Below are 25,031 nucleotides of genomic sequence, written 5' to 3'. Positions count from 1 at the left end.
TCCCCGGCCCGCGCCCCTTCGTCCCCTGTGTGGGGTAACCCACAAAGGGGACAAAGGATCTTTTTCCCCTGCCACAGTGGCGAGAGAGCCCCCCTCCCGAACCGCTCAGCCGCCGGTCCGGACGCCGGTGGGGCCATCCGCTCCAGAAGCCCCAGCGCTCGGCACCACGGGTCATTTCCCGGCGAGATCGACGCGATACCCGGGAAGAGCAGGGAATGACCTCACTTGCCCGGTGGTGCCTGCGCCGCCGCTTCGCCGTCATCGTCCTCTGGCTCGTCGCCCTGCTGGGCACCGGCGCCGCCGCGACGTTCGCCGGCTCGAGCTACTCCAACGACTACGGCGTGCCCGGCACCGAGTCCGCCCGGGCCACCGCCCTGCTCCACAAGGCGTTCCCCGACGGCACCGGCGACGACACGGTCGTCTGGCACACCGACTCCGGCACCGTGCGCGCCGCCGCCGTCGAGCAGCGCATGACCACCGCCCTGCGCGAGATCGCGGAGCTCCCGGGGGTCACCGCCGTCAGCGGCCCGTACGGCGCCGACGGCGCCGCCCGCGTCAGCCCCGACGGGCACACCGCCTACGCCTCCCTGACCTTCGCCGTCGACGCCGGCGGCCCGGACAAGAAGCTGGTCCGGAAGGTCGTCGACACCGCGCGCGGCGCCGCCACGGACGATCTCCAGGTCGCGCTGGGCGGCAGCTCGATCGCGACGACGGAGGCCAGGAGCGGCCACCTCAGCGAGATCATCGGCGTGCTGGTGGCGGCGGTGGTGCTGTTCGTCGTCTTCGGCTCGCTCGCCGCCAGCCTGCTGCCCATCGCCACGGCGCTCGTCGGCGTCGGCACGGCCGCCATGGGCACCGTCCTGCTCGGCCACCTGATGAAGGTCGCCGACTTCGCGCCGATGCTCGGCACGCTCATCGGGCTCGGCGTCGGCATCGACTACGCCCTGTTCATCGTCACCCGGCACCGCAAGGGCCTGCGGGCCGGCCTGTCCGTGGCCGAGGCGGCCGAGCGGGCCGTCGCCACCACCGGGCGGGCCGTCGTCTTCGCGGGCGGCACCGTATGCGTGGCGCTGCTCGGCATGCTCATCCTGCGGCTCAGCTTCCTCAACGGCGTCGCGATAGCCGCCTCGCTCACGGTCGTCCTCACCGTCGCCGCCTCCGTCACCCTGCTGCCCGCGCTGCTCGGCCTGATCGGCCACCGGGCCCTCAGCCGCCGCGAGCGCCGCCGGCTGGCCGAGCGGGGACCGCGCACCGAGGCGCTCACCGGGCTCGCCGCCCGCTGGTCCGGCTTCGTCGAGCGCCACCCCAAGCTGCTGGGCACGGTCGCGGCGGGCGTCATGCTCGTCCTCGCCCTGCCGACGCTCTCCCTCCACCTCGGCACCTCCGACCAGGGCAACAACCCGGCCACCAGCACCACCCGCCAGGCCTACGACATGCTCGGCGCGGGCTTCGGCCCCGGTGTCAACGGCCCGCTGACCCTGGTCGCCGACCTCGACGGCGCCGCCGACCGGCTCGCCTTCAACCGCCTGCCCGACACCCTGCGCCACACCGAAGGCGTGGCGTCCGCGAGCCCCTCGGTCCTCAGCGGCAGCGGTGATACCGGCGTGATCACCGTGGTCCCGACCACCTCGCCCCAGTCGAGTGACACCAGCGAGCTCGTGGAGCGGCTGCGCGGCACGGTCCTGCCCCGGGCCATGGACCGCACCGGCGTGGACGTCCATGTCGGCGGCCTGACCGCGAGCTACGACGACTTCGCCGGTGTCATCCTCGGCAAGCTGCCGCTCTTCGTCGGTACGGTCGTGGGCCTGGGCTGCCTGCTCCTGCTGCTGGCCTTCCGCAGCATCGGCATCCCCCTGAAGGCCGCGGTGATGAACATCGCCGCCGTCGCCTCCTCCTTCGGCCTGATCGTCGCGATCTTCCAGTGGGGCTGGGGCAGCGAGCTGCTCGGCCTCGGCGGCGCGGGCCCGATCGAGCCGTTCCTGCCGGTCGTCATGGTCTCGGTGCTCTTCGGCCTCTCCATGGACTACCAGGTCTTCCTGGTCAGCCGGATGTACGAGGAGTGGCTGGCCACCCGGGACAACCGCCGCGCGGTCCGGGTGGGCCTCGCGGAGACCAGCCGCGTGATCAACTCCGCCGCGGTCATCATGATCTCGGTCTTCCTCGCGTTCGTGCTGAGCGGTGACCGCGTCATCGCGATGTTCGGCATCGGCCTCGCGGCGGCGGTGGCCCTGGACGCCTTCGTCCTCCGGACGCTGCTGGTGCCGGCCCTGATGCACATGCTGGGCAGTGCGAACTGGTGGCTGCCGGGATGGCTGGACCGGCTGCTGCCGCGCGTGAGCATCGAGCCGCCGGAGCCGGTGGGGGTGCCTGTGGTGGTGCCGGTGCGGGTGGTTTCGGAGGGGGCTGCGCGGGAGCGGGAGCGGGTGCGGGTGTAGGTGCGGGTGGGGGTACGGGGGTGCGCCTGCGGCGGGCCTTTTCCCCTACCCGCCCCTTCCCGAATGTCCTCAATCGCCGGACGGGCTGAAATCAGCCCGTCCGGCGCTTGAGGACACCGCGCGGTAGCGCGGAAAAGGGGGCCCGGGGGCGAAGTCCCCGGTTACGGGAAGGGGCGGGGCTGGGGAACAAGCCGCCGCCGTCACCCCCGCCGGGGCCGTATCACCACATGACCCGAGTCGAGGTCCACCGGCCCCTTCCCGGGATCCGCGTCCCCCGCGTCCTCCCGTACCAGCTCCAGGCGGTTCCGCTCCTCCTCGGTGTGCTTGCGACCCGGCACGAAGAGCTCTTCCATCAGGTTGAACATGTCAACTCCCGTCGCGGCACCGTCACTCCAGTGTACGCAGACGGTTGTACGGGCCATGTGAATCCGCGCGGAGGCCGTCAGCTCACTTCCAGCCGCAGGACGCGGTCGTCCTCGCCGCCCGGCCGCCCCCGGCCGTCCGTATTGCTCGTCGTCAGCCACAGCCCGCCGTCGTCCGTGGCGACCACCGTGCGGAGCCGGCCGTACTCGCCCTTGAGGAACGCCTGCGGCTCCGCCACCGGCTTCGCGCCGCGCAGCGGGATCCGCCACAGCCGTTCGCCCCGCAGGCCCGCCATCCACAGGGAGCCCTTCGCCCAGGCGAGGCCGCTGGGCGACGCGTCGGCCGTGCTCCACTGCTCCACGGGGTCCTTGAACCCCTGCTCACCGGCCTTGCCCGCCTTGCCCTCCACCGTCGGCCAGCCGTAGTTCCCGCCCGGCACGACGAGGTTGAGCTCGTCCCAGGTGTTCTGGCCGAACTCCGAGGCCCACAGCCTCTTCTCCGCGTCCCAGGCCAGGCCCTGCACATTGCGGTGGCCGGACGACCAGACCACCGAGTCCACCCGCGGGTTGCGGGGTGCCGGGGCGCCGTCCGGCGTCATCCGCAGGATCTTCCCGCCGAAGGACTCCGGGTCCTGGGCGAGGCCGCGCTCGCCGCTCTCGCCGGTGCCCGCGTAGAGCATCCGGTCCGGGCCGAAGGCGATCCGGCCGCCGTTGTGGACCGCGCCCTTGGGGATGCCCCGGAAGACCGTGCTCGGCGCGCCCAGCCGCCGGTCCGCGGGCTTGCCGTCGTCGTAACGCATCCGCGCGATCCGGTTGTCCGAGTCGGTGGTGAAGTACGCGTACACCAGGCGATCGGTGGCGAAGCCGGGGGAGACGGCCAGACCCAGCAGGCCGCCCTCGCCGCCGTCGCCTCCCGCGGCGACCCCGGGCACCGTACCGACCTCGCTCTGCGCGCCGTCCTTCGCCGAGATCCGGACGATCTTCCCCGTGTCCCGGGAGCCCACCAGCAGATCCCCGCCGGGCAGCGCGGCCAGCCCCCAAGGCGACGTGAGCTTGGCGGCGAGCGTACGCACGACCTTCACGGAACCCTTGGCGGGGGCGGCGGGCGGCTCGGTGGCCGCGGCACCCGAAGGGCCGCCCGCGCCCGGCGACTTGGCGCCGGAGGACGCGCCGGGCAGATCGCGGCCGGGGAGGGGAGCGCCGTCGTCGGAGCAGCCGGCGGCGGCCAGGAGGCCGGTCAGCGCGGCGACGGCGAGGAGAGTGCGGGGGGTGCGGCGCATGGGCGGTCCTCTCGCCGTGGCGGGTGCGGCTGCTGTTCCTTATACACGGTCGCCCGCGCGTACGAGCGTGTCGAGCCGGCGGCCCTTGGCGGTGGTCCGGAACGACGTCCCCGCGTCCGAACGCGTCACGCCGCGCGTGCTCTTCCCCGGCCCCGCCCCTTCCCTCCCGCGGCTACCGCCGGGAGCTGCCCCCAGCCGCTGTGCGGCTCGGCCGCGTGCGGTCCCCCGTCACCTCTCCGCCCCGGTCCCCGGCCCTTGACTGCCGGACAGGCCGGCCCCCGTCACCTCTCCGCCCCGGGCCCCGGTCCTCGAACGCCGCCCGGGCCGGATCCCCCGCCCGTTCGCGTCCCGCTTCAGTCCCACGACCCCATCGCCCGCGGCAACGCCCCTATCTCCGCCAGGTCCTCCGCCTCCAGCCGGACGCCGGAGGCCCCCGCGTTCTCCACCGCCCACCGCTCCTTCTTCGTGCCCGGCACCGGCACCACGTGCCGCCCCTGCGCCAGCACCCACGCCAGCGCGACCTGCGCCGCCGTCGCCCCGTGGCGGCGCGCGACACGCCGGAGACCGGCCACGACCGGCTGGTTGGAGGCCATCATCTCGGCCGTGAAGCGCGGGTGGCGGGCCCGGACGTCCTCCGGTTCGAAGCCCTGGCCCGGGGTGAGCGTGCCGCTGAGGAAACCGTTCCCCAGGGGCATCGCCGCCAGCACGCCGACGCCCCGCGAGGCGCACCACGGGACCAGGGAGTCCAGCGCCTCGCGCGACCACACGGACAGCTCCGCCTGCACACAGCTCACCGGGAAGACCTGCTGCACCCGCTCCAGCTGCCGGATCGTGGCGTCGTACAGCCCGGCCCGCGACCTGCGGTGCGTACGGGCGCCGATCGCGCACCAGCCCAGGGCGCGCACCTTCCCCGCGGAGACCAGCTCCGCCATCGCGCCCCAGGTCTCCTCGACCGGCACCTCCGGGTCGGGCCGGTGCAACTGGTAGACGTCGATGACATCGGTCTGGAGCCGGCGCAGCGAGGCGTCGCAGGCCCGCTTCACATAGCCCGGCCGGCCGTTGGCGACCACGTGCTGCTCACCCACCAGCAGGCCGCACTTGGTCGATATGAACGCCTCCGAACGCCGCTCCCGCAACGCCCGCCCCACCAGGAGCTCATTGGTGAACGGCCCGTACATGTCCGCGGTGTCCAGCAGCGTCGTCCCGGCGTCGAGCGCCGCGTGCACCGCGCGCAGCGCGCCCTCGCCGCTCCGCTGAGAGGCCGTGTACGCCCAGTGCATGGGCATGCAGCCCAGGCCGATCGCCCCCACCTCGAGCGCCGACGCGCCGATTGTCCTGCGCTCCACCGGCCGTTCCCCTCCCGTTCCTCGCCCTCAAAACTAACCTCTGCGGGCGGTGCCTCTTCGCATAGCCTCCAGGCATGAGTGCAGATGACAGCGGTTCCGCCCGCCCTCTGGCCTGGCTGCCCATCCCGCCCGGCGAGATCGAAGGGCTCCCGGCGGGCCTGGACTACGCCTACTGGAACGGCGAGCCCGACTACCCCACCGATCCCGCCCGGTGCGCCTTCTACGTCCCGCCCTACGTGACGAGCGGTGACGTCTGTGTCCGCCCCCTGTCCCGGATGACCGGCCTGCGCGTCGTGCAGACGCTCACCGCGGGCCTCGACCACATCCTGCCGTCCGTGGGTCTGCTGCCCTCGGGCGCCCTGCTGTGCAACGCCCGCGGCCTGCACGACACCAGCACCGCCGAGCTGGCGCTCGCCCTCACCCTCGCCTCCCTGCGGGACATCCCGGGCTTCGTCCGGGCGCAGGACGCGGGGGAGTGGCGGCAGGGCTTCCGGCCCGCGCTCGCGGACCGGTCCGTGCTCATCGTCGGCTACGGCTCGATCGGCCGCGCCATCGAGGACCGGCTCCTGCCCTTTGAGTGCGCGCGGGTCGTGCGCGTCGCGCGCTCCCCGCGCGAGGCCGAGCTCGGACCCGTACACGCGATCACGGAGCTGCCCGGCCTGCTCCCCGACGCCGACGTCGTCATCCTCGCGACCCCGCTCACCGAGGAGACCCGCGGCCTGGTGGACGCGGACTTCCTCGCCCGGATGAAGGACGGCGCCCTGCTGGTGAACATCGCGCGCGGGCCCGTCGTCGACACCAAGGCCCTGCTCACCGAGGTGGAGAGCGGCCGGCTGCGCGCGGCCCTGGACGTCACCGACCCCGAACCGCTGCCTTCCGGCCATCCGTTGTGGAGCGCCCCCGGAGTGCTCATCACCCCCCATGTGGGTGGTCCTTCTTCGGCCTTTCCGCCGCGCGCCAAGAGGCTGTTGCGTGATCAGCTGGCCAGATTCGCCCTGGACGCGCCACTGCAAAATGTCGTAGTCACCGCACCCTAGTTACCACGTAGAGGTACCGTTCGACTGCACTGAGTGTCCATAACGCCGCTGCCGATTACGCTATGTATATGAACTATGTCCCTGAGTGACGAGTCTGGTGTATCGTCCCGACCGGGGGCTGCGCCGGGCACCGTACGGCCGCAGCGAAGTACCGGAACTCGAGGGGGGCGACGGGCGATGCACGGCCAATGGACGATCTACCCGACGCGGCTCACGTACCGACCACGGCACCGCTGCGCGGCGCCACCGCCCGGCCCCCGGACAGGCCCCCTCCCCGGGCCCCGGCGCGGGACGGCGGCGCGGTGAGCGCCCCCGGAGCGGCGCTGCCCCGCCGCGCCGGCGGCGGCTCCGGGCCGGCCTCGCCGCTGCTCCTCGCCCTCGTCTGCGGCGGCTACGCCACGGGCGCCCTCTTCGGCTGGGGGTCGAGCGAGCTCGCCTCGGCCATGGGCGACTTCGGCCTGGGCGGCGCGGCGGCCCTCGCCGCCGTCTCCTGCTTCTGGTACGGCAGGACGCACAAGACCAGGTTTCGGCTCGCCTGGCTCCTCTTCGCGGCCTCCTCCGCCATGGCCGGCCTCGGCAACCTCATCTGGGGCTGGTACGAGGTCGTCCTCGACCAGGACGTGCCCGCCCCGTCCCCGGCCGACTTCTGCTTCCTGCTCTTCGCGCCGCCCGCCATCATCGGGCTCCTGGTCCTCGCCCGCCGGCCCGTCACCCGCGCCGGCTGGGTCTGCCTGGCCCTCGACGCCTGGCTGACGGGCGGCTCGCTGCTGACCCTCTCCTGGAGCCTGGCCCTCGCACACACCGCCCAGTTCCAGGGCGAGAACGTCGCGCACGCCGCCCTCTCGCTGGCCTATCCGCTGCTCGACATCGCCCTGGTCTCCATGGTCCTGGCGCTCCACTTCCGGCGCTCCACGGCCAACCGCTCGGCCATCAACACCGCCATCGCCGCCCTCGCCCTGACCGTCCTGTGCGACGCCCTGTTCACCTCGCCCCTGCTGCGCTCGCACTACCGCTCCGGCCAGATCCTCGACGCCGGCTGGTTCGCGGGCTACATGCTGATGGCCTACGCCCCCTGGGTGGCCCGGGAGAAGGGCGACGACACCGGCGCCGCGGGCCGCAGGGCCGCGCACACCCCGAGCCGTCCCATCGCCGGCTCCCTCGCCGCCCTCACGCCGTACCTGGCCGCGGCGGTCTGCACCCTGGGGATCCTCTACACCTTCCTCAACGGCCACCACGCCGACCGCGTCGTCATCCTCACCGGCTGTTCGGTCGTCCTGGCCCTGGTCATCCGCCAGGGCATCATGCTGCTCGACAACATCTCCCTCACCCAGGAACTGGCCCAGAAGGAGAACCACTTCCGCTCCCTGGTGCAGGGCTCCAGCGACGTCATCATGATCGCCGCGCCCACCGGCATACTGCGCTACGTCAGCCCCGCCGCCGCCGGCGTCTACGGCCGGGACGCCGAGGAGCTCGTGGGCTCCGAGCTGGCCTCGCTGATCCACCCGGAGGACCTCGGCAGGGTCGTCCACGAGGTGCGCCGCTTCCTCGCCGCGCCACCCGCGGAGGAGCCCACCACCCGCATCGAGTGCCGCTTCCGCTCCGGCACCGGCGACTGGCTCAACGTCGAGTCCACCGTCAACCGCCACCACGGCGGCCTGATCTTCAACAGCCGCGACGTCACCGAGCGCGTCCGTCTCCAGGCCCAGCTCCAGCACACCGCCGAGCACGACCCGCTCACCGACCTGCCCAACCGCGCCCTGTTCACCAAGCGGGTCCAGCAGGCCCTCACCGGCCGCAGAGCGACCGACGCCGGCACGGCCGTGCTCTTCATCGACCTGGACGGCTTCAAGGCGGTCAACGACTCCGTGGGCCACCAGGCGGGCGACGAACTCCTGGTCCAGGCCGCCCGCCGGCTCCAGGACTCCGTGCGGGCCGGCGACAGCACCGCCCGCTTCGGGGGCGACGAGTTCGCCGCGCTGATCATCGGCGACGGCACCCGCGACCCCGAGGCCCGTGAGTACCGCATCCACGAGATCGCCGACCGGCTGCGGCTCACCCTCTCCCAGCCCTACCGCGTGGAAGGAGGCACCGAGGTCCGCGTCGCCGCCAGCATCGGCGTCGCCTTCGCCGAGCCGGGCATCACCCCCGGCGCGCTGATGCGCAACGCCGACCTCGCGATGTACCGCGCCAAGCAGGCGGGCAAGGGCCGCGTCGAGCTCTACGCCCCCCAGATGCAGGCCGACGTGGTGCGCCGCGCCGAGCTCGCCACCCGGCTGCGCACCGCGCTGCACGAAGGCGAGTTCGCCCTGCTCCACCAGCCGGTCGTGGAGCTCGGCACGGGCCGGATCACGGCCGTCGCCGCCCAGCCGCGCTGGCGCTCCGCCCAGGGCGTCCTCTTCACCCCAGCCGAGTACCTCCGGGTGGCCGAGACCGAGCGGGGCGGCGAAGGCGCGCGCGCCGCCGAGCTGGGCCGCTGGACGGTGGAGAAGGCCGTCGAGCAGGCCGCCCAGCGCTGCCGCGCGGGGCACGCCGCGCCCGTGTACGTCCGGCTCACCGCGGGCCGGCTGATGGACAAGTCGCTGCCGCCCAAGTACCTCGAAGGGCTGCTGATCCGGCACGGCCTGCCCTCCGGCGCGCTCGTCCTGGAGCTGTCCGGAAGCGATCCCCGTGTGCCCCTGGACGAGCTGGAGCGGCGGCTCGTCGCGCTGCGCCGGCTGGGCGTGCGGATCGCCCTGGACGGTTTCGGCAGCGGATACGCCGCGATCAGCGCCCTGCGCCGGCTGCCCGTCGATACACTCAAGCTCGATCGCGGACTGGTCGACGGAGTGGTCGAGTCCGCACGGCTGCACAAGATCACCGCAGGGTTGCTGAGGATCGCCACCGACCTCGGCATGCAATCCGTCGCCGACGGCGTCGACGTCCCCGAGCAGGCGCTCGCCCTCCGGGCCATGGGGTGCACCCACGGCCTGGGCGCGGCCTTCGCCGGACCGCTCGACGAGCACCGGCTGCGGCACGCCCTCGACCTCGGTGCCTATCCGGTACCGGGCCCGGCCGTGGACGGCGGGAGCGTCCTCGTGGGCGGCGCGGTGCCGGGGCACGCCGGAGGGCACCTCCCGGTCGGCATCCCGGTGCACCTCGCCGTGAACGCCCCGGTGAACGCGGTCAACGTCCCGCTCAACGCCGTCAACGCGGCCCTTTCCCCGGTCGTCCGATCGGGGGCCGCGGGGGGCGCCGGATCACTCGCCCATGCTCCATTGCGTTCAAATAATGAGACGCCCGTCCCACCCACTTGACACTGCATATGCGCCGGGTGGAGGGTCAACCACATGCGCACCCGAATTCTCGTACTTGGAAAGCGCGTCGGCTGAAGCAGGCCTTCTCGACAAGCCCTGCTGACCACCCCGGCGCGCTCCCCTCGCTTGCCTCATGGCACGAGGGGTTTTTTGTTGCACCGGAACCACGCGGAACTACGCAGACCCACCCAAACTCATCCGTCGAATCCTTCGAGAAGAGAATGTCGATGACCGAGCAGGCCACCGGGGCCCACCATCCGCAGCCGCGGGCCCGTAGCGGCGCGGCGCAGCAGCAGCCCGCCACCGTCGAGCACGTCACGGGTGCGCAGTCCCTCATCCGTTCGCTGGAGGAGGTAGGGGCGGAGATCGTCTTCGGTATCCCGGGTGGGGCGATCCTTCCGGCCTACGACCCGATGATGGACTCGTCGAAGGTGCGGCACGTCCTGGTCCGCCACGAGCAGGGCGCGGGGCACGCCGCGACGGGTTACGCGCAGGCCACCGGCAAGGTCGGCGTGTGCATGGCGACGTCGGGCCCGGGCGCGACGAACCTGGTGACGCCGATCGCGGACGCGCACATGGACTCGGTGCCGCTGGTGGCGATCACGGGTCAGGTGGCGTCGAAGGCGATCGGCACGGACGCCTTCCAGGAGGCGGACATCTGCGGCATCACCATGCCGATCACCAAGCACAACTGGCTGGTCACCGATCCGGCGGAGATCCCGCGGACGATCGCCGAGGCCTTCCACGTCGCCTCCACCGGCCGCCCCGGCCCGGTCCTGGTCGACATCGCCAAGGACGCCCTCCAGGCGCGCACCACGTTCAGCTGGCCGCCGCACACGGACCTGCCGGGCTACCGGCCGGTCACCAAGCCGCACGCCAAGCAGATCCGCGAGGCCGCGAAGCTGATCGCGCAGGCCCGGCGCCCGGTGCTCTACGTGGGCGGCGGCGTGCTGAAGGCGCGGGCGACGGCGGAGCTGAAGGTGCTGGCCGAGCTCACCGGCGCCCCGGTCACGACGACGCTGATGGCGCTGGGGTCCTTCCCCGACAGCCACCCGCAGCACCTGGGCATGCCCGGGATGCACGGGTCGGTCGCGGCGGTGACCGCGCTCCAGAAGTCCGACCTGATCGTGGCACTCGGCGCGCGGTTCGACGACCGGGTCACGGGCAAGCTGGACTCCTTCGCCCCGTACGCCAAGATCGTCCACGCGGACATCGACCCGGCGGAGATCGGCAAGAACCGGGCGGCCGACGTGCCGATCGTCGGGGACGCCCGGGAGGTGATCGCGGATCTGATCGTGGCGATCCAGGCCGAGCACGCCGACGGTCACACCGGCGACTACAGCGCCTGGTGGAACGACCTCAACCGGTGGCGGGAGACCTACCCGCTGGGCTACACCCTCCCGGAGGACGGCAGTCTCTCGCCGCAGCAGGTCATCCAGCGCATCGGGCAGCTCGCGCCGAAGGACACCGTCTACGCCGCGGGCGTGGGCCAGCACCAGATGTGGGCCTCGCACTTCATCGACTACGAGCAGCCGCGCACCTGGCTGAACTCCGGCGGCGCGGGGACCATGGGCTACGCGGTCCCGGCGGCGATGGGCGCCAAGGCCGGCGTGCCGGAGCGCACGGTGTGGGCGATCGACGGCGACGGCTGCTTCCAGATGACCAATCAGGAGCTGGTCACCTGCGCGCTGAACAACATCCCGATCAAGGTCGCGATCATCAACAACGGCGCGCTGGGCATGGTCCGCCAGTGGCAGACGCTGTTCTACAACGAGCGCTACTCCAACACCGTGCTCCACTCCGGCCCCGGCTCGGACGGCACCGAGGCGCACCTGGGCACCCGGGTCCCGGACTTCGTGAAGCTCGCGGACGCGATGGGCTGCGTGGGTCTGCGCTGCGAGCGCCCGGAGGACCTGGACTCGGTCATCGAGAAGGCCAACGCCATCAACGACCGCCCGGTCGTCGTGGACTTCATCGTCCACCAGGACGCCATGGTCTGGCCGATGGTCGCCGCCGGCACCTCCAACGACGAGATCCTCGCGGCCCAGGGCGTCCGCCCGGACTTCGGCGACACCGAGGACGACTGAGAGCCCGCGAGAAGAGAGAGAACAAGCAGATGACCAAGCACACGCTCTCCGTCCTGGTGGAGAACACCCCCGGCATCCTGGCCCGGATCGCCGCGCTCTTCTCCCGCCGCGGTTTCAACATCGACTCCCTCGCCGTCGGCGTCACCGAGCACCCCGACATCTCCCGCATCACCATCGTGGTCAACGTCGAGTCGCTGCCGCTGGAGCAGGTCACCAAGCAGCTCAACAAGCTCGTCAACGTCCTGAAGATCGTGGAGCTGGAGGACAGCGCCGCCATCCAGCGCGAGTTGGTGCTGGTGAAGGTGCGCGCCGACAACGAGACCCGCTCCCAGATCGTCGAGATCGTCCAGCTGTTCCGCGCCAAGACCGTGGACGTCTCCCCGGAGGCCGTCACCATCGAGGCCACCGGCGGCAGCGACAAGCTCGGCGCGATGCTCAAGATGCTGGAGCCGTTCGGCATCAAGGAGCTGGTGCAGTCCGGGACCATCGCCATAGGGCGCGGCGCCCGTTCCATCACGGACCGGAGCCTGCGCGCCCTGGACCGCTCGGCCTGAGCCGAGCGGCCGGAAACCAACGGTCCGGCGCACCGCGACCCGGCCCGTACACCCCTTCCACTTCGACACCCGCCCACCCGTCATACGGTGGGACGCACAACCGGAAACCCGGAAACAAGGAGATACCTCACGTGGCTGCCGAGCTGTTCTACGACAACGACGCCGACCTGTCCATCATCCAGGGCCGCAAGGTCGCGGTTCTGGGCTACGGCAGCCAGGGCCACGCCCACGCGCTGTCGCTGCGCGACTCCGGCGTCGATGTCCGGGTGGGCCTGCACGAGGGCTCCAAGTCCAAGGTGAAGGCCGAGGAGCAGGGCCTGCGCGTCGTCACCCCCGCCGAGGCGGCGGCCGAGGCCGACGTCATCATGATCCTGGTGCCGGACCCGATCCAGGCCAAGGTCTACGAGGAGTCGGTCAAGGACCACCTCAAGGACGGCGACGCCCTCTTCTTCGGCCACGGCTTCAACATCCGCTTCGGCTTCATCAAGCCCCCGGCCGGCGTCGACGTCTGCATGGTCGCCCCCAAGGGCCCGGGCCACCTGGTCCGCCGTCAGTACGAGGAGGGCCGCGGCGTGCCGTGCATCGCGGCCGTCGAGCAGGACGCCACGGGCAAGGCCTTCGCGCTGGCCCTCTCCTACGCCAAGGCCATCGGCGGCACCCGCGCCGGCGTCATCAAGACGACCTTCACCGAGGAGACCGAGACCGACCTCTTCGGCGAGCAGGCCGTGCTGTGCGGCGGCGCCTCCGCGCTCGTCAAGGCCGGCTTCGAGACCCTGGTCGAGGCGGGCTACCAGCCGGAGATCGCGTACTTCGAGTGCCTCCACGAGCTGAAGCTGATCGTGGACCTGATGTACGAGGGCGGCCTGGAGAAGATGCGCTGGTCGGTCTCCGAGACCGCCGAGTGGGGCGACTACGTCACCGGCCCCCGCATCGTCACCGACCAGACCAAGGCCGAGATGAAGAAGGTCCTGGGCGAGATCCAGGACGGCACCTTCGCCAACAACTGGATGAAGGAGTACCAGGCCGGTCTGCCCAAGTACAACGAGTACAAGAAGGCGGACGAGGACCACCTGCTGGAGACCACCGGCAAGAAGCTCCGCAAGCTGATGAGCTGGGTCGACGACAAGGAGTAGTCGCGGCCCCGGCGCCCGGTGCGCGGTGACGGGGTCCCCGGGGGCGTGCGCGGGCGCGCCTCCCGGGGCCCCGTCGCCCTCCTTGTCCACGCTGTCCACCTCCCGTGGGTGACGTTTACGAATCGGCACCGGGCGGTCCCGTAACCCCCGATACACTGCGGAGCACAAACGCGTCAGGCTCACAGCGTCGTGCGTCACACGCGGCTGCCCTTCACCGCCTTCGGCCGTCGGGACGGCCGTCCGCAGAGGACTAGTGAGGACTGAGGACCACGTGAGCACTGCTTCGCCCCGCAAACCCGTCGTACTCATCGCGGAAGAGCTGTCCCCCGCGACCGTCGACGCCCTGGGCCCCGACTTCGAGATCCGCCACTGCAACGGTGCCGACCGAGCCGCGCTGCTGCCCGCCATCGCCGATGTGGACGCCGTCCTCGTCCGCAGCGCCACCAAGATCGACGCCGAGGCCGTCGCGGCCGCCAAGCGGCTGCGGGTCGTCGCCCGCGCCGGCGTCGGCCTCGACAACGTGGACGTCGCCGCCGCCACCAAGGCCGGCGTGATGGTCGTGAACGCCCCGACCTCCAACATCGTCACCGCCGCCGAGCTCGCCTGCGGCCTGCTGATCGCCACCGCCCGCAACATCCCGCAGGCCAACTCCGCGCTGAAGAACGGCGAGTGGAAGCGCTCCAAGTACACCGGCGTCGAGCTGTCCGAGAAGACCCTCGGCGTCGTCGGCCTCGGCCGCATCGGTGTGCTCGTCGCCCAGCGGATGTCCGCCTTCGGCATGAAGATCGTCGCCTACGACCCCTATGTGCAGCCCGCGCGGGCCGCGCAGATGGGCGTCAAGCTCCTCACGCTCGACGAGCTGCTGGAGGTCGCCGACTTCATCACCGTGCACCTCCCCAAGACCCCCGAGACCCTCGGTCTCATCGGTGACGACGCGCTGCACAAGGTCAAGCCGAGCGTCCGCATCGTCAACGCCGCCCGAGGCGGGATCGTGGACGAGGCCGCGCTGGCCACCGCCCTGAAGGAGGGCCGGGTCGCGGGCGCGGGCCTGGACGTCTACGCCTCCGAGCCCTGCACCGACTCCCCGCTCTTCGAGTTCGACAGCGTCGTGGCCACCCCGCACCTGGGCGCCTCGACGGGCGAGGCCCAGGAGAAGGCGGGCATCGCCGTCGCCAAGTCGGTGCGCCTCGCGCTCGCCGGCGAGCTGGTGCCGGACGCGGTCAATGTCCAGGGCGGTGTCATCGCCGAGGACGTCAAGCCGGGCCTGCCGCTGGCCGAGAAGCTCGGCCGGATCTTCACCGCGCTCGCGGGCGAGGTCGCGGTCCGCCTCGACGTCGAGGTCTACGGCGAGCTCACCCAGCACGATGTGAAGGTCCTCGAACTCTCCGCGCTGAAGGGCGTCTTCGAGGACGTCGTCGACGAGACCGTCTCGTACGTCAACGCCCCGCTGTTCGCCCAGGAGCGCGGTGTCGAGGTCCGGCTGACCACCAGCTCCGAGTCGACCGAGCACCGCAACGTGGTGACCGTGCGCGGCACGCTCTCCGGCGGCGACGAGGTGTCCATCTCCGGCACCCTGGCCGGCCCGAAGCACCTCCAGAAGATCGTTGCCGTCGGCGACCACGACGTGGACCTGGCCCTCGCCGACCACATGGCCTTCCTCCGCTACGGCGACCGCCCCGGCGTCGTCGGCACGGTCGGCCGCATCCTCGGCGAGGCGGGCATCAACATCGCCGGCATGCAGGTCTCCCGCGCTACGGAGGGCGGCGAGGCGCTGGTCGCCCTCACGGTCGACGAGTCGATCCCGGCCCCGGTCCTCGCGGAGATCGCGGAGGAGATCGGCGCGGTGTCGGCGCGCGCGGTGAACCTCACGGACTGACGGTTCTCCACGGGCGGAGGCCCGGCGTCCCCCTTGCGGCGGGGCGGCCGGGGCTCCGGTCCGTACCGGCTGGTCTCAGCCCTTGGCGCCGCCGCTCGAGGGGCCCTTGTCGTAGGACTCCTGCGCGAACTGGTCGAGCGTGATGGAGTCCTTGAGCGCGGGCACCTGGATCTTGGGGTCGACCCCGTAGTCCGTGTACTCCTCGGTGGTGTCGCGCGGGCCCTTGGAGTCCTTGCCGGACTCCTGGGCCTTGAGGGGGAGGTCGTCGCGGCCGATCCAGACGTCGACGTCGACCTTGTCGTGCCCTCGCTTGCGGCGCTCCTTCACGAAGGACTCGCGCAGCCAGTCCCGCATCGCGTCGCCCTTGTACTTCTCCAGCTCGTCGAGGACGACGGTGCCCTTGAAGTGCGCGGCGGGCTTCCCGCCGACCTTCTCCTCGCCGACCTTGGTGACGCCCTTGGACGCGCCCAGGACCCCCAGCCAGTTGGGCAGCTCGCCCTCGGCCCGCTTCTGGATCTCGCCCTTCCGGGTGGCCTCCTTCTCCGCGGCCTTGTCCTTGACATCCGTCCGTAGCCACCGGCCGTCGGCCAGCCCGGCGTTCCTGGTGAAGAGCGCGTCCTCGGTACCGACCATCTGGTCGTAGTTGTCGAGCCCGTTCTTCTTGGGCTCGCGGGGGTAGTCCCAGCTCTTCTTGTCGGTGAGGTCCGGCTCCCGCGAGAAGGCGTACTCGACGCGCTCGTGGCCTTCCGAATCCTTGGCCAGCCGCTTCGTCTTGTACGAGTTCTGCTTCGCGACCTTCGCCTTGGCCGCCTTGAGCACGGCGTAGGGGTCGCGGGTGTCGGCCTTGGCGCCGTTCTTGGCGGCCCCGCCGCCGCTGCTTTCGCTTCCACCTCCGCCGCCGCATGCCGCGAGGGTCAGGGCGAGGACGGCGCCCGTGGCCGCCAGGAAGCTCTTCTGTATCGCCTTCAAGGGCTTTGCTGTCCTTTGTCGCTTATAAATTCCTCCGCAGAGAGTAACCCTCCGGTCACGGAGCCTGGTGGCCGCCCCCGGGACGGGCGGGGAGGCCGGGGGGCCTTCGAACGGGTCCGTGGCCCCGGCGCGGTCACTCCGACCGCGGACATCGTCCACGTCCGGGCGGGCCGTCGGGTCGATAGAGTCGTGCATGTCGACGCTCCTCTTGCAGCGTTGGCCATGCCCCGGGGCCGTGCGTGCGGCCGCCGGGGTTTCCGATGGCTCGGGAGCGTAGCAGTAGGACCCTATAGAACACCTAGGATGCTTAGGAGTCGAAGATATCTGTGTCTTGCACGAACATACATGGCACACGTAGCGTTCTCATGTGATCGAATTCGTTCCTGACATCCCGCGCTGGCGTCAAGTGGCCGAAGTGATGCGGCAGCGGATAGAAGACGGCACCTACCCGCCTCGATCGCGAGTCCCTTCCGTTGTCCAACTCACGGAAGAGTTCGGTATCGCCAGCATGACGGCCCACAAGGTGCACCGGGCGTTGCGCGAGGAAGGCCGGATCTACACGGAGCCAGGTCTGGGATCGTTCGTCTCCCGGCAGCAGCCGCAGGGGACCGAGGGTTCCTCCGAGGCGTGAGGTTCGGTCAGCGACGAGTCGTTCGACCCTTGCTGAGGGGCCGTTTCCGTAGGCCGTGCCTGTGAGCGGCCCGTTGCGCGGCATCCGCTGACACGGGATCGTCAGGCATCAGGTCGCCTCGGCTCGACTGCCCAGGCGGCGTACGACAGGCCGGCTCCGTCACCCCGTGAACTTCCATCCGCTCCAGACGGCCACTTCGATCGCCACGACGGGCCCCTCCGGCGGCCGTTCCGCGTATTGCGCGTACTTCTCCTGCAGCAGCTTGACCGCGGTGGAGCGTGCCGGGTCCGTCCGGATCTCGGCCCGCCCGTCCGCCCGTGCCCACCAGAGGGCCGTCCAGTCGGCCGCGTAGTGGTCGACGAGGACCGAGACCCGACGGTTCGCGCGAATGTTCTGAAGGCGCCGGAGGTTCTGCGTGCTCTTCGGCTTGTGGTCGATGGCGAAGTACAGGACGTTCCGGCCGAGGGCGAACGTGATGGGGACGACGTGTGGCCGGCCCGCTTCGTCGGCTGTGGCGAGCCGGGCCACCGGCTCCCCCTCGAAACGCGCCCGAGCCTCGACAGGTCCAAGCATCATGGCTCCGACCGTACCCGTGAACGGGTCGTCTCCGCGCCCCCGCCGGGCGTCCCGCGCGCCCGGTGGCGCCGTCGCCGACCACCCGATCTCTATGCTGACGAGCATGATCGACATACCGCTTTCGGCTCTCGAAGTCGCGATGGTCCAGACGGGCACCCGCGCCCTCGAAACCCTCCGCGACACCGCGGCCTTCGCACAGGAGATGGAACGTCTGGGCTACCACCGGATCTGGTACGCCGAGCACCACCACTCGCCCGCCATCGGCGCGTTCCCGCCCGTCGTGCTCACCGCGCACGCCGCCGCCTCGACCTCGGTCATCCGGCTCGGTTCGGGCGGGGTGCTGGCGCCCAATCACGCGCCCCTCGCGCTCGCGGAGCAGTTCGGGACGCTGGCCGCCCTGCACGAGGACCGTGTCGACCTGGGGATCGGCCGGGGGCCCGGGACGTTCGACGAGGGGATCGCGCGGGCGCTGCGCAGGGGCGCGGGGCCGACGACGGACGAGGAGTACCGGGGCGACGTGGCCGCGATCCTGTCCTTCCTGGTGGACGAGGTCGCCCTCGGGCCGCTGCCCGAGCCGTGGCTGCTGGCGTCCAGCGTCGCCGGTGCCGGCCTCGCCGCGGAGCTCGGTCTGCCGATCGCCCTCGCGCACCACATCCGGCCGGAGAACACCCTGGCGGCGGTGGAGCGTTACCGGGCGGCGTTCACCCCGTCCCGCTGGTGCGCGGAACCCCGCGTGCTGGTGTGCGTGGAGACCGTGTGCGCCGAGACGGAGGGCGAGGCCGCGCGGCTGCTCGGGCCGATGGAGGTTGTCAAGGCCGGGCTCCTCAAGGGCCGGAGCGACTTCCCCTTCCCGACTCCCGAGGAAGCGGCCGCCCACTCCTTCACGCCGGAGGAGCGGCGCGCGCTGGACGGATTCCGCGCGCAGCAGGCCGTCGGCACGCCCGAGGCGGTCGTGGAACGGCTCGCCCGGCTGGCCGAGGAGACCGGGGCGGACGAGCTCATGCTCACGACGCCCGTCTACGACCTGCGCGACCGTGTCAGCTCGTACGAACTCATCCACCAGCACCTCGGGGCGGCTTCGGCGCGCGAGTAACCTGCCCGCATGGGCGCACCAGAACGGTCGGCGGCCCCCGCCCCGGCCCCCTACCTCCGGATCGCCGCGGAGCTCCGTGGCCGCATCGTCTCCGGCGAACTGCGCGCGGGTGAGCGGATCCCCTCCACCCGGCGGATCACGCGGGAGTGGGGCGTCGCCACGGCCACCGCCACCAAGGTCCTGGCGGTCCTCCGGCAGGAAGGGCTCGTACGGGCCGTGCCCGGCGTCGGCACCGTGGTGGAGGCCCCCGGCGCCCTGCCGGGGCACCCGGCGCGTACGACCCGGCGCAACGGCGCCCGCGACGGAACGCGTCACGGCGCGCGCGACGGCGAATCCGCCCTCACCCGGGAGCGCGTCGTGCGCACCGCCGTCCGCATCGCCGACGCCCAGGGCGCCGCGGCCCTGTCCATGCGCGCCCTCGCCGCCGAGCTCGGCGTCTCCACGATGGTGCTGTACCGCTACGTCCCCGGAAAGGACGAACTCGTCCTGCTGATGGCCGACGCCGTCTTCGGGGAGGTCGAGCTGCCCGCCGGGGCCCCCGCGGACCGGCGCGGCCGGCTGGAGGCCGCCGCCCGGCTCCAGTGGGCGGTCTACCGCCGCCACCCCTGGCTGGCCCGGGCGGTGTCCTTCACCCGCCCGCTGCTCTCCGGGAACGCCCTCGCCCTGATGGAGTGGATGATGGCCCCGGTGCGCGAACGCGTCACCGATGCCTCGGAGTTGCTGTACATCATGGTCGCCGTGGCCGGTTACGTGCGCGGCGTCGCCGTCAATCTTGAGGAGGAGGCGGAGGCCGAACGGGGCGCGGGCGTCACGGGCGAGCGGTGGCTGGAGGGCCGGGGGGAGCGCCTGGAGGCGATCATCCAGGACGGGAACTACCCGATGTACGCGCGGATCGCGGCGCGGCGGGACCTCGCCTTCGACCTCGACTCCATGTTCGCGTTCGGGCTGGCCCGGATGCTGGACGGGCTGGAACCGCTCCTGGAGGGGCTTCCGGAAGGACGCGGAACCGGCCCGTCCGGGGAGGACACGTAATCCTCGTGGCATCCACGCGCCCAGGCCCGGACGCGTAGCGCCCGCGCCCGTACGCCTCCGGGCCCGTACGCCTCCGCGCCGTACGTCCGGCGCTCGTGCGCGCTCCGGTCCGTACGCCCCGCGCCCGTAAGCCCCCGCCCGCCCCTCAGCGGTACGAGTCGATCAGCCGCGCCAGATGCCGCCCCGCGATCAGCAGCGGCGCCTCGTCCCGCGCCAGCTGGGCCGCCAGTTCCGCGCCCTCCAGGGTGCTGATCACGGTGTGCGCGAGCTCGTACGCGCTCTCCTCGCCGAAGCCGGCCGCGCGGAGCTTCTCCTCGACCAGGCCCCGCCAGCGCGCGAACGCCTCGGCCGCCGCCCGCTGGATGTCGGGCGCCCGCTCGGCGGTGCCGATGCTGGTGGCCGTGACCGGGCAGCCGTCGACCCAGTCCGAGGCGCGCAGGGCCTCGGCGACCGTCCCGGCGCAGGCGGCGATCGCCTCGGCCGGGTCGTCCGTGCCGTCCAGCGCCGCCCGCAGGATGTCGGTGAACTCCTGATCGCCGTGGCGGATCGCCTCCGCGGCCAGCTCCTGCTTGCCGCCGGGGAAGAAGTGGTAGACCGAGCCGAGCGTGGCCCCGGCCTCCCGGGAGATCTGCTTGATCCCGGTGCCCTCGTAGCCCTGGCGCTGCATCAGCCGTGAGGCCGCCCGCACGATGCGCTCGCGGGTGCCGAGGGCGGCGTCCGGGCCGGGTCCTGCCTCCGTGGTCGTGTTCACGCCCCAAGAATATCGGATAGAGCGTTCGTTCTAGAGCGTGCTACGTTCTTCTCTAGATAGAGCGTTCGTTCTAGAGGGGAACCTTCTGTGTCTTCCATGCCCGCTGTCTCCGTGCCCGCCGCCGCGTCCTCCGTCACCGTCATCGGCCTCGGCCCCATGGGCCGCGCCATGGCCGGCGTCCTCCTGGACAGCGGCCGCCGCGTCACCGTCTGGAACCGCACCGCCGCCAAGGCCGACGAGCTGGTGGCCCGGGGCGCCGAGCGCGCCGCCACCGTCGAGGAGGCGCTGGCCGCCAACGAACTGGTGATCCTCAGCCTCACCGACTACGACGCGCTGTACGCGATCCTCGGCCCCGCCACCGGCTCCCTGGCCGGCCGCGTCCTCGTCAACCTCAGCTCCGACACCCCGGCCCGGGCCCGCGAGGCCGCCGAATGGGCCGCCCGTCACGGCGCCGTCCACCTCACCGGCGGGGTGCAGGCGCCCCCTTCGGGCATCGGGAGCCCGGAGTCGTCGACCTTCTACAGCGGCCCCGAGGACGCCTTCGAGGCCCACCGGCCCACCCTGGAGATCCTCACCGGCACCGACTACCGCGGCGCCGACCCGGGGCTGGCCGCGCTGTTCTACCAGCTCCAGATGGACATCTTCTGGACCACGATGGCGAGCTACGTGCACGCCGTCGCCGTCGCCCGCCGCAACGGCATCACCGCCGAGGAGTTCCTGCCGTACGCCTCCTCCACGGCGGCGTCCGTCCCGGGCTTCCTCGCCTTCTACACCCCGCGCATCGACGCCGGCCGGTACGACGGCGACGTCGACAACCTCGCCATGGGGGCGGCCAGCGTCGAACACATCGTCCACACCACCGAGGACGCGGGCGTCGACACCACGCTGCCCGCCGCCGTCCTGGGCCTCATGCGGCGCGCCGTGGAGCAGGGGCGGGCGGGGGAGAGCTTCACCAGCCTGGTGGAGATGTTCGCCCCGCGGGCCGCCGGGGAGGTGTCGGCCGCGTAGGGCGACCGTTCGTAAGGGGCCTGGAGGTCTTGAGGGGGCTGAGGAGGCCCCCAAGAGGCCCCAAGAAACCCGAAGAGGCCCGAAGAGGGGCCCGTGAGACATATTCAGCCGTTCTGCGGGATATGGCTGAACTATGCGTGGCGTACGGCGGCCGGGAAGCCTGGACTGGACTTACTGGATGTAGAGGACATCGTTCCGAGCGCCCGGAGGTTGCCCATGACCGACACCGGCCGAGTCCACGCCACCCTTCCGTCGGGTCCGCCGACCCCCTCCTTCCCCCGCGACCGCACGTGCCCGTACCGGCCGCCGGAGAGCTACGACGCGCTGGCCGCCGACGGTCCCGTCACCCGCGTCGCGCTGTACAACGGGCGCGTGGTGTGGCTGGTGACAGGGCACGCGGAGGCGCGCGCCCTGCTCACCGACCCCCGGGTCTCCACCAGCAGGCAGAACCCGGACTTCCCCATGGTCGCGCCGCGCACCGAGTCGCAGAGCACCGTCGTCCTCCCGCTGCTCGGCGTCGACGACCCCGAACACGCCCGTCAGCGCCGGATGCTGATCCCCCGCTTCGGCCTCAAGCGCGTCAACGCGATGCGCCCGCAGATCCAGGCCGTCGTGGACCGGCTCCTCGACGCCATGCTCGACGCCGGGCCCGGCGCGGACCTCGTCCCCGCCTACAGCCTGCCCGTCCCCTCGACGGTCATCTGCTCTCTGCTCGGCGTCCCCTACGCCGACCACGACTTCTTCGAGTCCAGGTCGCGGCGGCTGTTCCTGGCGCGGACCGCCGCCGCTTCCACGGGCGCCCTCGACGAACTGCGCGACTACCTGCGGGGCCTGATCGCCCGCAAGGAGGCCGAGCCGGGGGAGGGGCTGCTGGACGAGCTCATCGCCGAGCGGCTCGCCGAGGGGGAGGTCGACCGCGAGGAACTGGTCATGATGGCCGTGCTGTTGCTGGTGGCCGGGCACGAGACCACCTCCAACATGATCTCCCTCGGCACGTACACCCTCCTGGAGCACCCCCAGGAGCTCGCCGCGCTGCGCGCCGATCCGGCGCTGATGCCCGGCGCCGTCGAGGAGCTGCTGCGCTTCCTGTCGATAGCCGACGGGCTCGTGCGCGTCGCCGTCGAGGACTTCGACCTCGGCGGGCGGACGGTGCGGGCCGGCGACGGCGTCATGATCAGCACTTCCGTGGTCAACCGTGACACCGCCGCCTACGACCACCCCGAGGACCTCGACGTGCACCGCTCGGCCCGGCACCACGTCGCCTTCGGGTACGGCGTCCACCAGTGCCTGGGCCAGAACCTGGCCCGCGCGGAACTGGAGATAGCCCTCACCACGCTCGTCCGCCGCGTCCCCACGCTGCGGCTGGCCGTGCCGCCCGGCGAGGTGCCGGTGAAACCCGGCGACACGCTCCAGGGGCTTTTCGCCCTGCCCGTCACCTGGTGAACTACCCGCAGCGGCAAAGAGATCAAGAGAACAAGAGATCAAGCGACAAGAGAACGGAACCGCGTCATGAGCAGCATCCGCGTCAGCATCGACTCCGACAACTGCATCGGCTCCGGCCAGTGCGCCCTGACCGCCTCCAAGGTCTTCACCCAGGACGACGACGGCTTCGGCATGGTCCTGCCCGGCCGCGAGGACGGCGCCGGTGAGCCGCTCGTACGGGAGGCGGTAAGGGCCTGTCCGGTCCAGGCGATCACGATCGAGGAGAACTGACCGGAGGACCGGCCGGCGGCCTCGTCACGGGGCCGTCAGCATCGGCAGCGAGGACAGGTGCTCCTCCGGTACGTCGAAGGCCTCCGTCAGCGCCGCCAGGTGCGGCGCGAGCCGGGCGGTCAGGTCGCGCCGGATCCGGGGGAGCGCGCGGACGTGCCCGGCGGTGAGCACCTCCTCGGCGAGGAGCGGACCGCTCCGGGAGTCCACCCGGCCCAGCAGGAACAGCGCGTACAGGTCGTCCAGGACCGCGCGTACGGCCGGGTCGGCGGCACGGGCGAGGGCCGAGGCGAAGGCGTCGGCGGCCGCGCCCACCGCGTACGCCTCGACCAGGCCCAGGGCGGCGCCGGACGCGTTGTTCCAGCGCCCGAGCGCGTCCCCCGCCTCGCCGCCGCGCAGATCGCTCCGGGCGGTGGCGTGCCAGTGGCGCTCGACGGCGGCGACGGCCCGCCGGAGGAAGCCGGGGTCCGCGGCGTCCTCCCGGCCGGTGGCCTTCACGGGCTCCGGGGCGAGCGTGTGACCAAAGATCATCTCGGCTCCCGCCTTGCACCAGATCGCCAGGTTGTCCCCCTCCGCGGTGATCGCCCCGTCCGCGTTGGCGGCGAACTCCGCCAGCCCGTTCACCGGGAACAGGGCCCTGGCGCCGCAGCGCTCCCGGCTCTCGACCGTGATGTCCCGGGCCCGCCAGGTGATCCAGCCCTTGGCGACCGCCACGAGACGCTCGGCCTCGGCCCGCTCCCCGGGCCCGTGGGTGACCCAGCGCTCGGTGACCTCCCGGTGCAGGAAGGTCATGGCATAGGCGATGGCCACGTGTTCGAGCAGCCGCGCGTGGTGGCTGCGGTGGGCGGCCAGCGGGACCCGCTGTCCCGCCACCGGGCCGGAGATCCGCCGGGTGTGCGCGTAACGTACGGCGATGGCCAAGGCCGCCCGGCAGCCGCCGAGCGTGCTCGCGCTCATGCACAGCTTCCCGACCGTCACCCGGCCGATGGCGTGCAGGAACCGCTTGCGCGGGCTGCCCACCGCGCTGGTGAACGCGCCGTCCGCCGACAGCCGTCCGTGCTCGCCCTGGACGAGCGCGGTCCGGGGCAGGAACACCTGGTCGAAGCTGGTGACACAGTGGTCCACGGGGCTGCCGATCCGTTCCGGAAGCATCGTCACGGTGATGCCCGGCAGGGTCCCCCGGTGATCGCTCAGCGGGGTGAGGAAGAGGAAGACCCCCTGGTCCTGGCCGTCGATCAGCAACCGGGCCGCCACGACCGCGGTCTTCGGCCCGCCGGCCGGGCTGGTGTTGGGCATGTACTTCTGCGCACCCTCGTGCGGGGTGTGCAGCACGAACCCGTCGCGCTCGCGGTCGTACCGGGCGACGGTCTCCAGCGCGGCGGCGTCGTTGCCGTGCCCGCGCTCGGTGCACAGGAAGGTGCCGGTACGGGCCAGGGCGGCGAACTCGCTCACGTCGCGTGACGGCGAGATCACGTCGTCCAGCAGGCTCCCGAGGAAGAGGTTGTAGTGGATGCCGGCCACGGTCGCCGTGGCGCCGTCCACCACCGAGGCCCACTCGTGCAGGGCCGCCAGCCCGCGCGGATCCCGGGCCAGGCGCTCGGGCGAGGACAGTTCTTCGTTCAGGGCCCGCAGGCGGTCGTAGGAGAGCTGCCACCTCTCCTCGGTGCGGGCGTCGCCGGGGTGCCGGAAGAGTTCCGTCGAGATCGCCTTGCGCCAGCGGCCGTGGGCGTCGGGGCCCTCGGGGCCGTCGTGGAACAGGAGTCGGGTGAGCCCGGAGGTGTCGAGAGCGGGCGAGGAATCGGTCACGGGGGCAGTGTTGATCAACACGACTCGACCAACGACGAGGACCGGCCATCGG

Annotated in this window: 20 protein-coding genes; 13 read left to right on the top strand and 7 right to left on the bottom strand. The window is 72.0% G+C overall.

The features are described from left to right. Positions 1 to 215: 215 nt before the first annotated feature. On the top strand, positions 216 to 2,435 hold the full coding sequence (locus LUZ64_RS21730; RefSeq protein ID WP_095583627.1) for an MMPL family transporter: 2,220 nt from the start codon (positions 216 to 218) through the stop codon (positions 2,433 to 2,435). Between the two features lie 200 nt (positions 2,436 to 2,635). Here the strand turns inward: LUZ64_RS21730 and LUZ64_RS21725 are convergent, their stop codons facing one another. From LUZ64_RS21725 to LUZ64_RS21715, 3 genes are all read right to left on the bottom strand, one after another. Beyond that, positions 2,636 to 2,800 (bottom strand): DUF6191 domain-containing protein, encoded by a 165-nt coding sequence (locus tag LUZ64_RS21725; RefSeq protein WP_170116627.1) that lies wholly within the window; start codon positions 2,798 to 2,800, stop codon positions 2,636 to 2,638. A gap of 77 nt (positions 2,801 to 2,877) precedes the next feature. Beyond that, positions 2,878 to 4,077 carry a PQQ-dependent sugar dehydrogenase gene (locus tag LUZ64_RS21720; protein WP_095578463.1) on the bottom strand — a complete coding sequence of 400 codons (1,200 nt, stop codon included), beginning with the start codon at positions 4,075 to 4,077 and terminating at the stop codon, positions 2,878 to 2,880. A gap of 353 nt (positions 4,078 to 4,430) precedes the next feature. Then, complete coding sequence (locus LUZ64_RS21715; RefSeq protein WP_095578464.1) at positions 4,431 to 5,423, bottom strand: aldo/keto reductase; 993 nt, start codon at positions 5,421 to 5,423, stop codon at positions 4,431 to 4,433. Positions 5,424 to 5,497: 74 nt separating this feature from the next. Here LUZ64_RS21715 and LUZ64_RS21710 point away from each other — a divergent pair, with 74 nt between their 5' ends. The 6 genes from LUZ64_RS21710 to serA all read left to right on the top strand — a co-directional run bounded on the left by LUZ64_RS21710 (position 5,498) and on the right by serA (position 15,403). Further along, positions 5,498 to 6,460: a 2-hydroxyacid dehydrogenase gene (locus tag LUZ64_RS21710; protein WP_095578465.1), complete on the top strand. Its 963-nt coding sequence runs from the start codon at positions 5,498 to 5,500 to the stop codon at positions 6,458 to 6,460. A gap of 302 nt (positions 6,461 to 6,762) precedes the next feature. Further along, on the top strand, positions 6,763 to 9,753 hold the full coding sequence (locus tag LUZ64_RS21705) for a putative bifunctional diguanylate cyclase/phosphodiesterase (RefSeq protein ID WP_372471979.1): 2,991 nt from the start codon (positions 6,763 to 6,765) through the stop codon (positions 9,751 to 9,753). A 227-nt stretch (positions 9,754 to 9,980) separates the two neighbouring features. After that, positions 9,981 to 11,840 (top strand): acetolactate synthase large subunit, encoded by a 1,860-nt coding sequence (locus LUZ64_RS21700; RefSeq protein ID WP_211304900.1) that lies wholly within the window; start codon positions 9,981 to 9,983, stop codon positions 11,838 to 11,840. 29 nt (positions 11,841 to 11,869) lie between these two features. Next, a complete protein-coding gene (gene ilvN / locus LUZ64_RS21695) occupies positions 11,870 to 12,394 on the top strand; it encodes an acetolactate synthase small subunit (RefSeq protein WP_087926127.1) in 525 nt (174 codons plus the stop codon). A 131-nt stretch (positions 12,395 to 12,525) separates the two neighbouring features. Continuing rightward, positions 12,526 to 13,527: a ketol-acid reductoisomerase gene (gene ilvC, locus LUZ64_RS21690; protein WP_087926126.1), complete on the top strand. Its 1,002-nt coding sequence runs from the start codon at positions 12,526 to 12,528 to the stop codon at positions 13,525 to 13,527. A gap of 271 nt (positions 13,528 to 13,798) precedes the next feature. Continuing rightward, a complete protein-coding gene (gene serA, locus LUZ64_RS21685) occupies positions 13,799 to 15,403 on the top strand; it encodes a phosphoglycerate dehydrogenase (protein ID WP_095578468.1) in 1,605 nt (534 codons plus the stop codon). Positions 15,404 to 15,478: 75 nt separating this feature from the next. On the opposite strand, the gene LUZ64_RS21680 is transcribed toward serA, so the two are convergent. Continuing rightward, entirely contained in the window at positions 15,479 to 16,372 is an 894-nt protein-coding gene (locus LUZ64_RS21680; RefSeq protein WP_095578469.1) for an SCO4651 family lipoprotein, read from the bottom strand. Positions 16,373 to 16,739: 367 nt separating this feature from the next. Here LUZ64_RS21680 and LUZ64_RS21675 point away from each other — a divergent pair, with 367 nt between their 5' ends. After that, positions 16,740 to 17,003: a GntR family transcriptional regulator gene (locus LUZ64_RS21675; RefSeq protein WP_232389962.1), complete on the top strand. Its 264-nt coding sequence runs from the start codon at positions 16,740 to 16,742 to the stop codon at positions 17,001 to 17,003. A gap of 159 nt (positions 17,004 to 17,162) precedes the next feature. Here the strand turns inward: LUZ64_RS21675 and LUZ64_RS21670 are convergent, their stop codons facing one another. After that, positions 17,163 to 17,579, bottom strand: a complete 417-nt coding sequence (locus LUZ64_RS21670; RefSeq protein WP_095578477.1) for a TIGR03668 family PPOX class F420-dependent oxidoreductase — start codon at positions 17,577 to 17,579, stop codon at positions 17,163 to 17,165. A gap of 103 nt (positions 17,580 to 17,682) precedes the next feature. On the opposite strand from LUZ64_RS21670, the gene LUZ64_RS21665 reads away from it, so the two are divergent. Then, positions 17,683 to 18,672, top strand: a complete 990-nt coding sequence (locus LUZ64_RS21665; protein WP_095578470.1) for an LLM class flavin-dependent oxidoreductase — start codon at positions 17,683 to 17,685, stop codon at positions 18,670 to 18,672. 9 nt (positions 18,673 to 18,681) lie between these two features. Next, a complete protein-coding gene (locus LUZ64_RS21660) occupies positions 18,682 to 19,704 on the top strand; it encodes a TetR/AcrR family transcriptional regulator C-terminal domain-containing protein (RefSeq protein WP_095578471.1) in 1,023 nt (340 codons plus the stop codon). A gap of 145 nt (positions 19,705 to 19,849) precedes the next feature. Here the strand turns inward: LUZ64_RS21660 and LUZ64_RS21655 are convergent, their stop codons facing one another. Beyond that, positions 19,850 to 20,455, bottom strand: a complete 606-nt coding sequence (locus LUZ64_RS21655; RefSeq protein ID WP_095578472.1) for a TetR/AcrR family transcriptional regulator — start codon at positions 20,453 to 20,455, stop codon at positions 19,850 to 19,852. A 96-nt stretch (positions 20,456 to 20,551) separates the two neighbouring features. Here LUZ64_RS21655 and LUZ64_RS21650 point away from each other — a divergent pair, with 96 nt between their 5' ends. The 3 genes from LUZ64_RS21650 (at position 20,552) to LUZ64_RS21640 (ending at position 23,176) form a co-directional block, all read left to right on the top strand. Beyond that, a complete protein-coding gene (locus LUZ64_RS21650) occupies positions 20,552 to 21,463 on the top strand; it encodes an NAD(P)-dependent oxidoreductase (RefSeq protein ID WP_095578473.1) in 912 nt (303 codons plus the stop codon). A gap of 216 nt (positions 21,464 to 21,679) precedes the next feature. After that, positions 21,680 to 22,906 carry a cytochrome P450 gene (locus tag LUZ64_RS21645; protein WP_095578474.1) on the top strand — a complete coding sequence of 409 codons (1,227 nt, stop codon included), beginning with the start codon at positions 21,680 to 21,682 and terminating at the stop codon, positions 22,904 to 22,906. 75 nt (positions 22,907 to 22,981) lie between these two features. Beyond that, complete coding sequence (locus tag LUZ64_RS21640; protein ID WP_095578478.1) at positions 22,982 to 23,176, top strand: ferredoxin; 195 nt, start codon at positions 22,982 to 22,984, stop codon at positions 23,174 to 23,176. A 24-nt stretch (positions 23,177 to 23,200) separates the two neighbouring features. Here LUZ64_RS21640 and LUZ64_RS21635 read toward each other — a convergent pair whose 3' ends face one another. Then, on the bottom strand, positions 23,201 to 24,979 hold the full coding sequence (locus LUZ64_RS21635; RefSeq protein WP_211304901.1) for an acyl-CoA dehydrogenase family protein: 1,779 nt from the start codon (positions 24,977 to 24,979) through the stop codon (positions 23,201 to 23,203). Positions 24,980 to 25,031 lie beyond the last annotated feature (52 nt).

This window comes from Streptomyces albireticuli (assembly GCF_021228125.1).
GTDB lineage: Bacteria > Actinomycetota > Actinomycetes > Streptomycetales > Streptomycetaceae > Streptomyces > Streptomyces albireticuli.
This window is presented reverse-complemented; position numbering and strand designations above follow the sequence as displayed.

Bases quoted from the DNA above. Each gene is read 5' to 3' on its own strand.
- LUZ64_RS21730 (WP_095583627.1), top strand. From the start codon at position 216: ATGACCTCACTTGCCCGGTGGTGCCTGCGCCGCCGCTTCGCCGTCATC.
- LUZ64_RS21725 (WP_170116627.1), bottom strand. From the start codon at position 2,800: ATGTTCAACCTGATGGAAGAGCTCTTCGTGCCGGGTCGCAAGCACACC.
- LUZ64_RS21720 (WP_095578463.1), bottom strand. From the start codon at position 4,077: ATGCGCCGCACCCCCCGCACTCTCCTCGCCGTCGCCGCGCTGACCGGC.
- LUZ64_RS21710 (WP_095578465.1), top strand. From the start codon at position 5,498: ATGAGTGCAGATGACAGCGGTTCCGCCCGCCCTCTGGCCTGGCTGCCC.
- LUZ64_RS21700 (WP_211304900.1), top strand. From the start codon at position 9,981: ATGACCGAGCAGGCCACCGGGGCCCACCATCCGCAGCCGCGGGCCCGT.
- ilvN (WP_087926127.1), top strand. From the start codon at position 11,870: ATGACCAAGCACACGCTCTCCGTCCTGGTGGAGAACACCCCCGGCATC.
- LUZ64_RS21670 (WP_095578477.1), bottom strand. From the start codon at position 17,579: ATGATGCTTGGACCTGTCGAGGCTCGGGCGCGTTTCGAGGGGGAGCCG.
- LUZ64_RS21665 (WP_095578470.1), top strand. From the start codon at position 17,683: ATGATCGACATACCGCTTTCGGCTCTCGAAGTCGCGATGGTCCAGACG.
- LUZ64_RS21660 (WP_095578471.1), top strand. From the start codon at position 18,682: ATGGGCGCACCAGAACGGTCGGCGGCCCCCGCCCCGGCCCCCTACCTC.
- LUZ64_RS21650 (WP_095578473.1), top strand. From the start codon at position 20,552: ATGCCCGCTGTCTCCGTGCCCGCCGCCGCGTCCTCCGTCACCGTCATC.
- LUZ64_RS21645 (WP_095578474.1), top strand. From the start codon at position 21,680: ATGACCGACACCGGCCGAGTCCACGCCACCCTTCCGTCGGGTCCGCCG.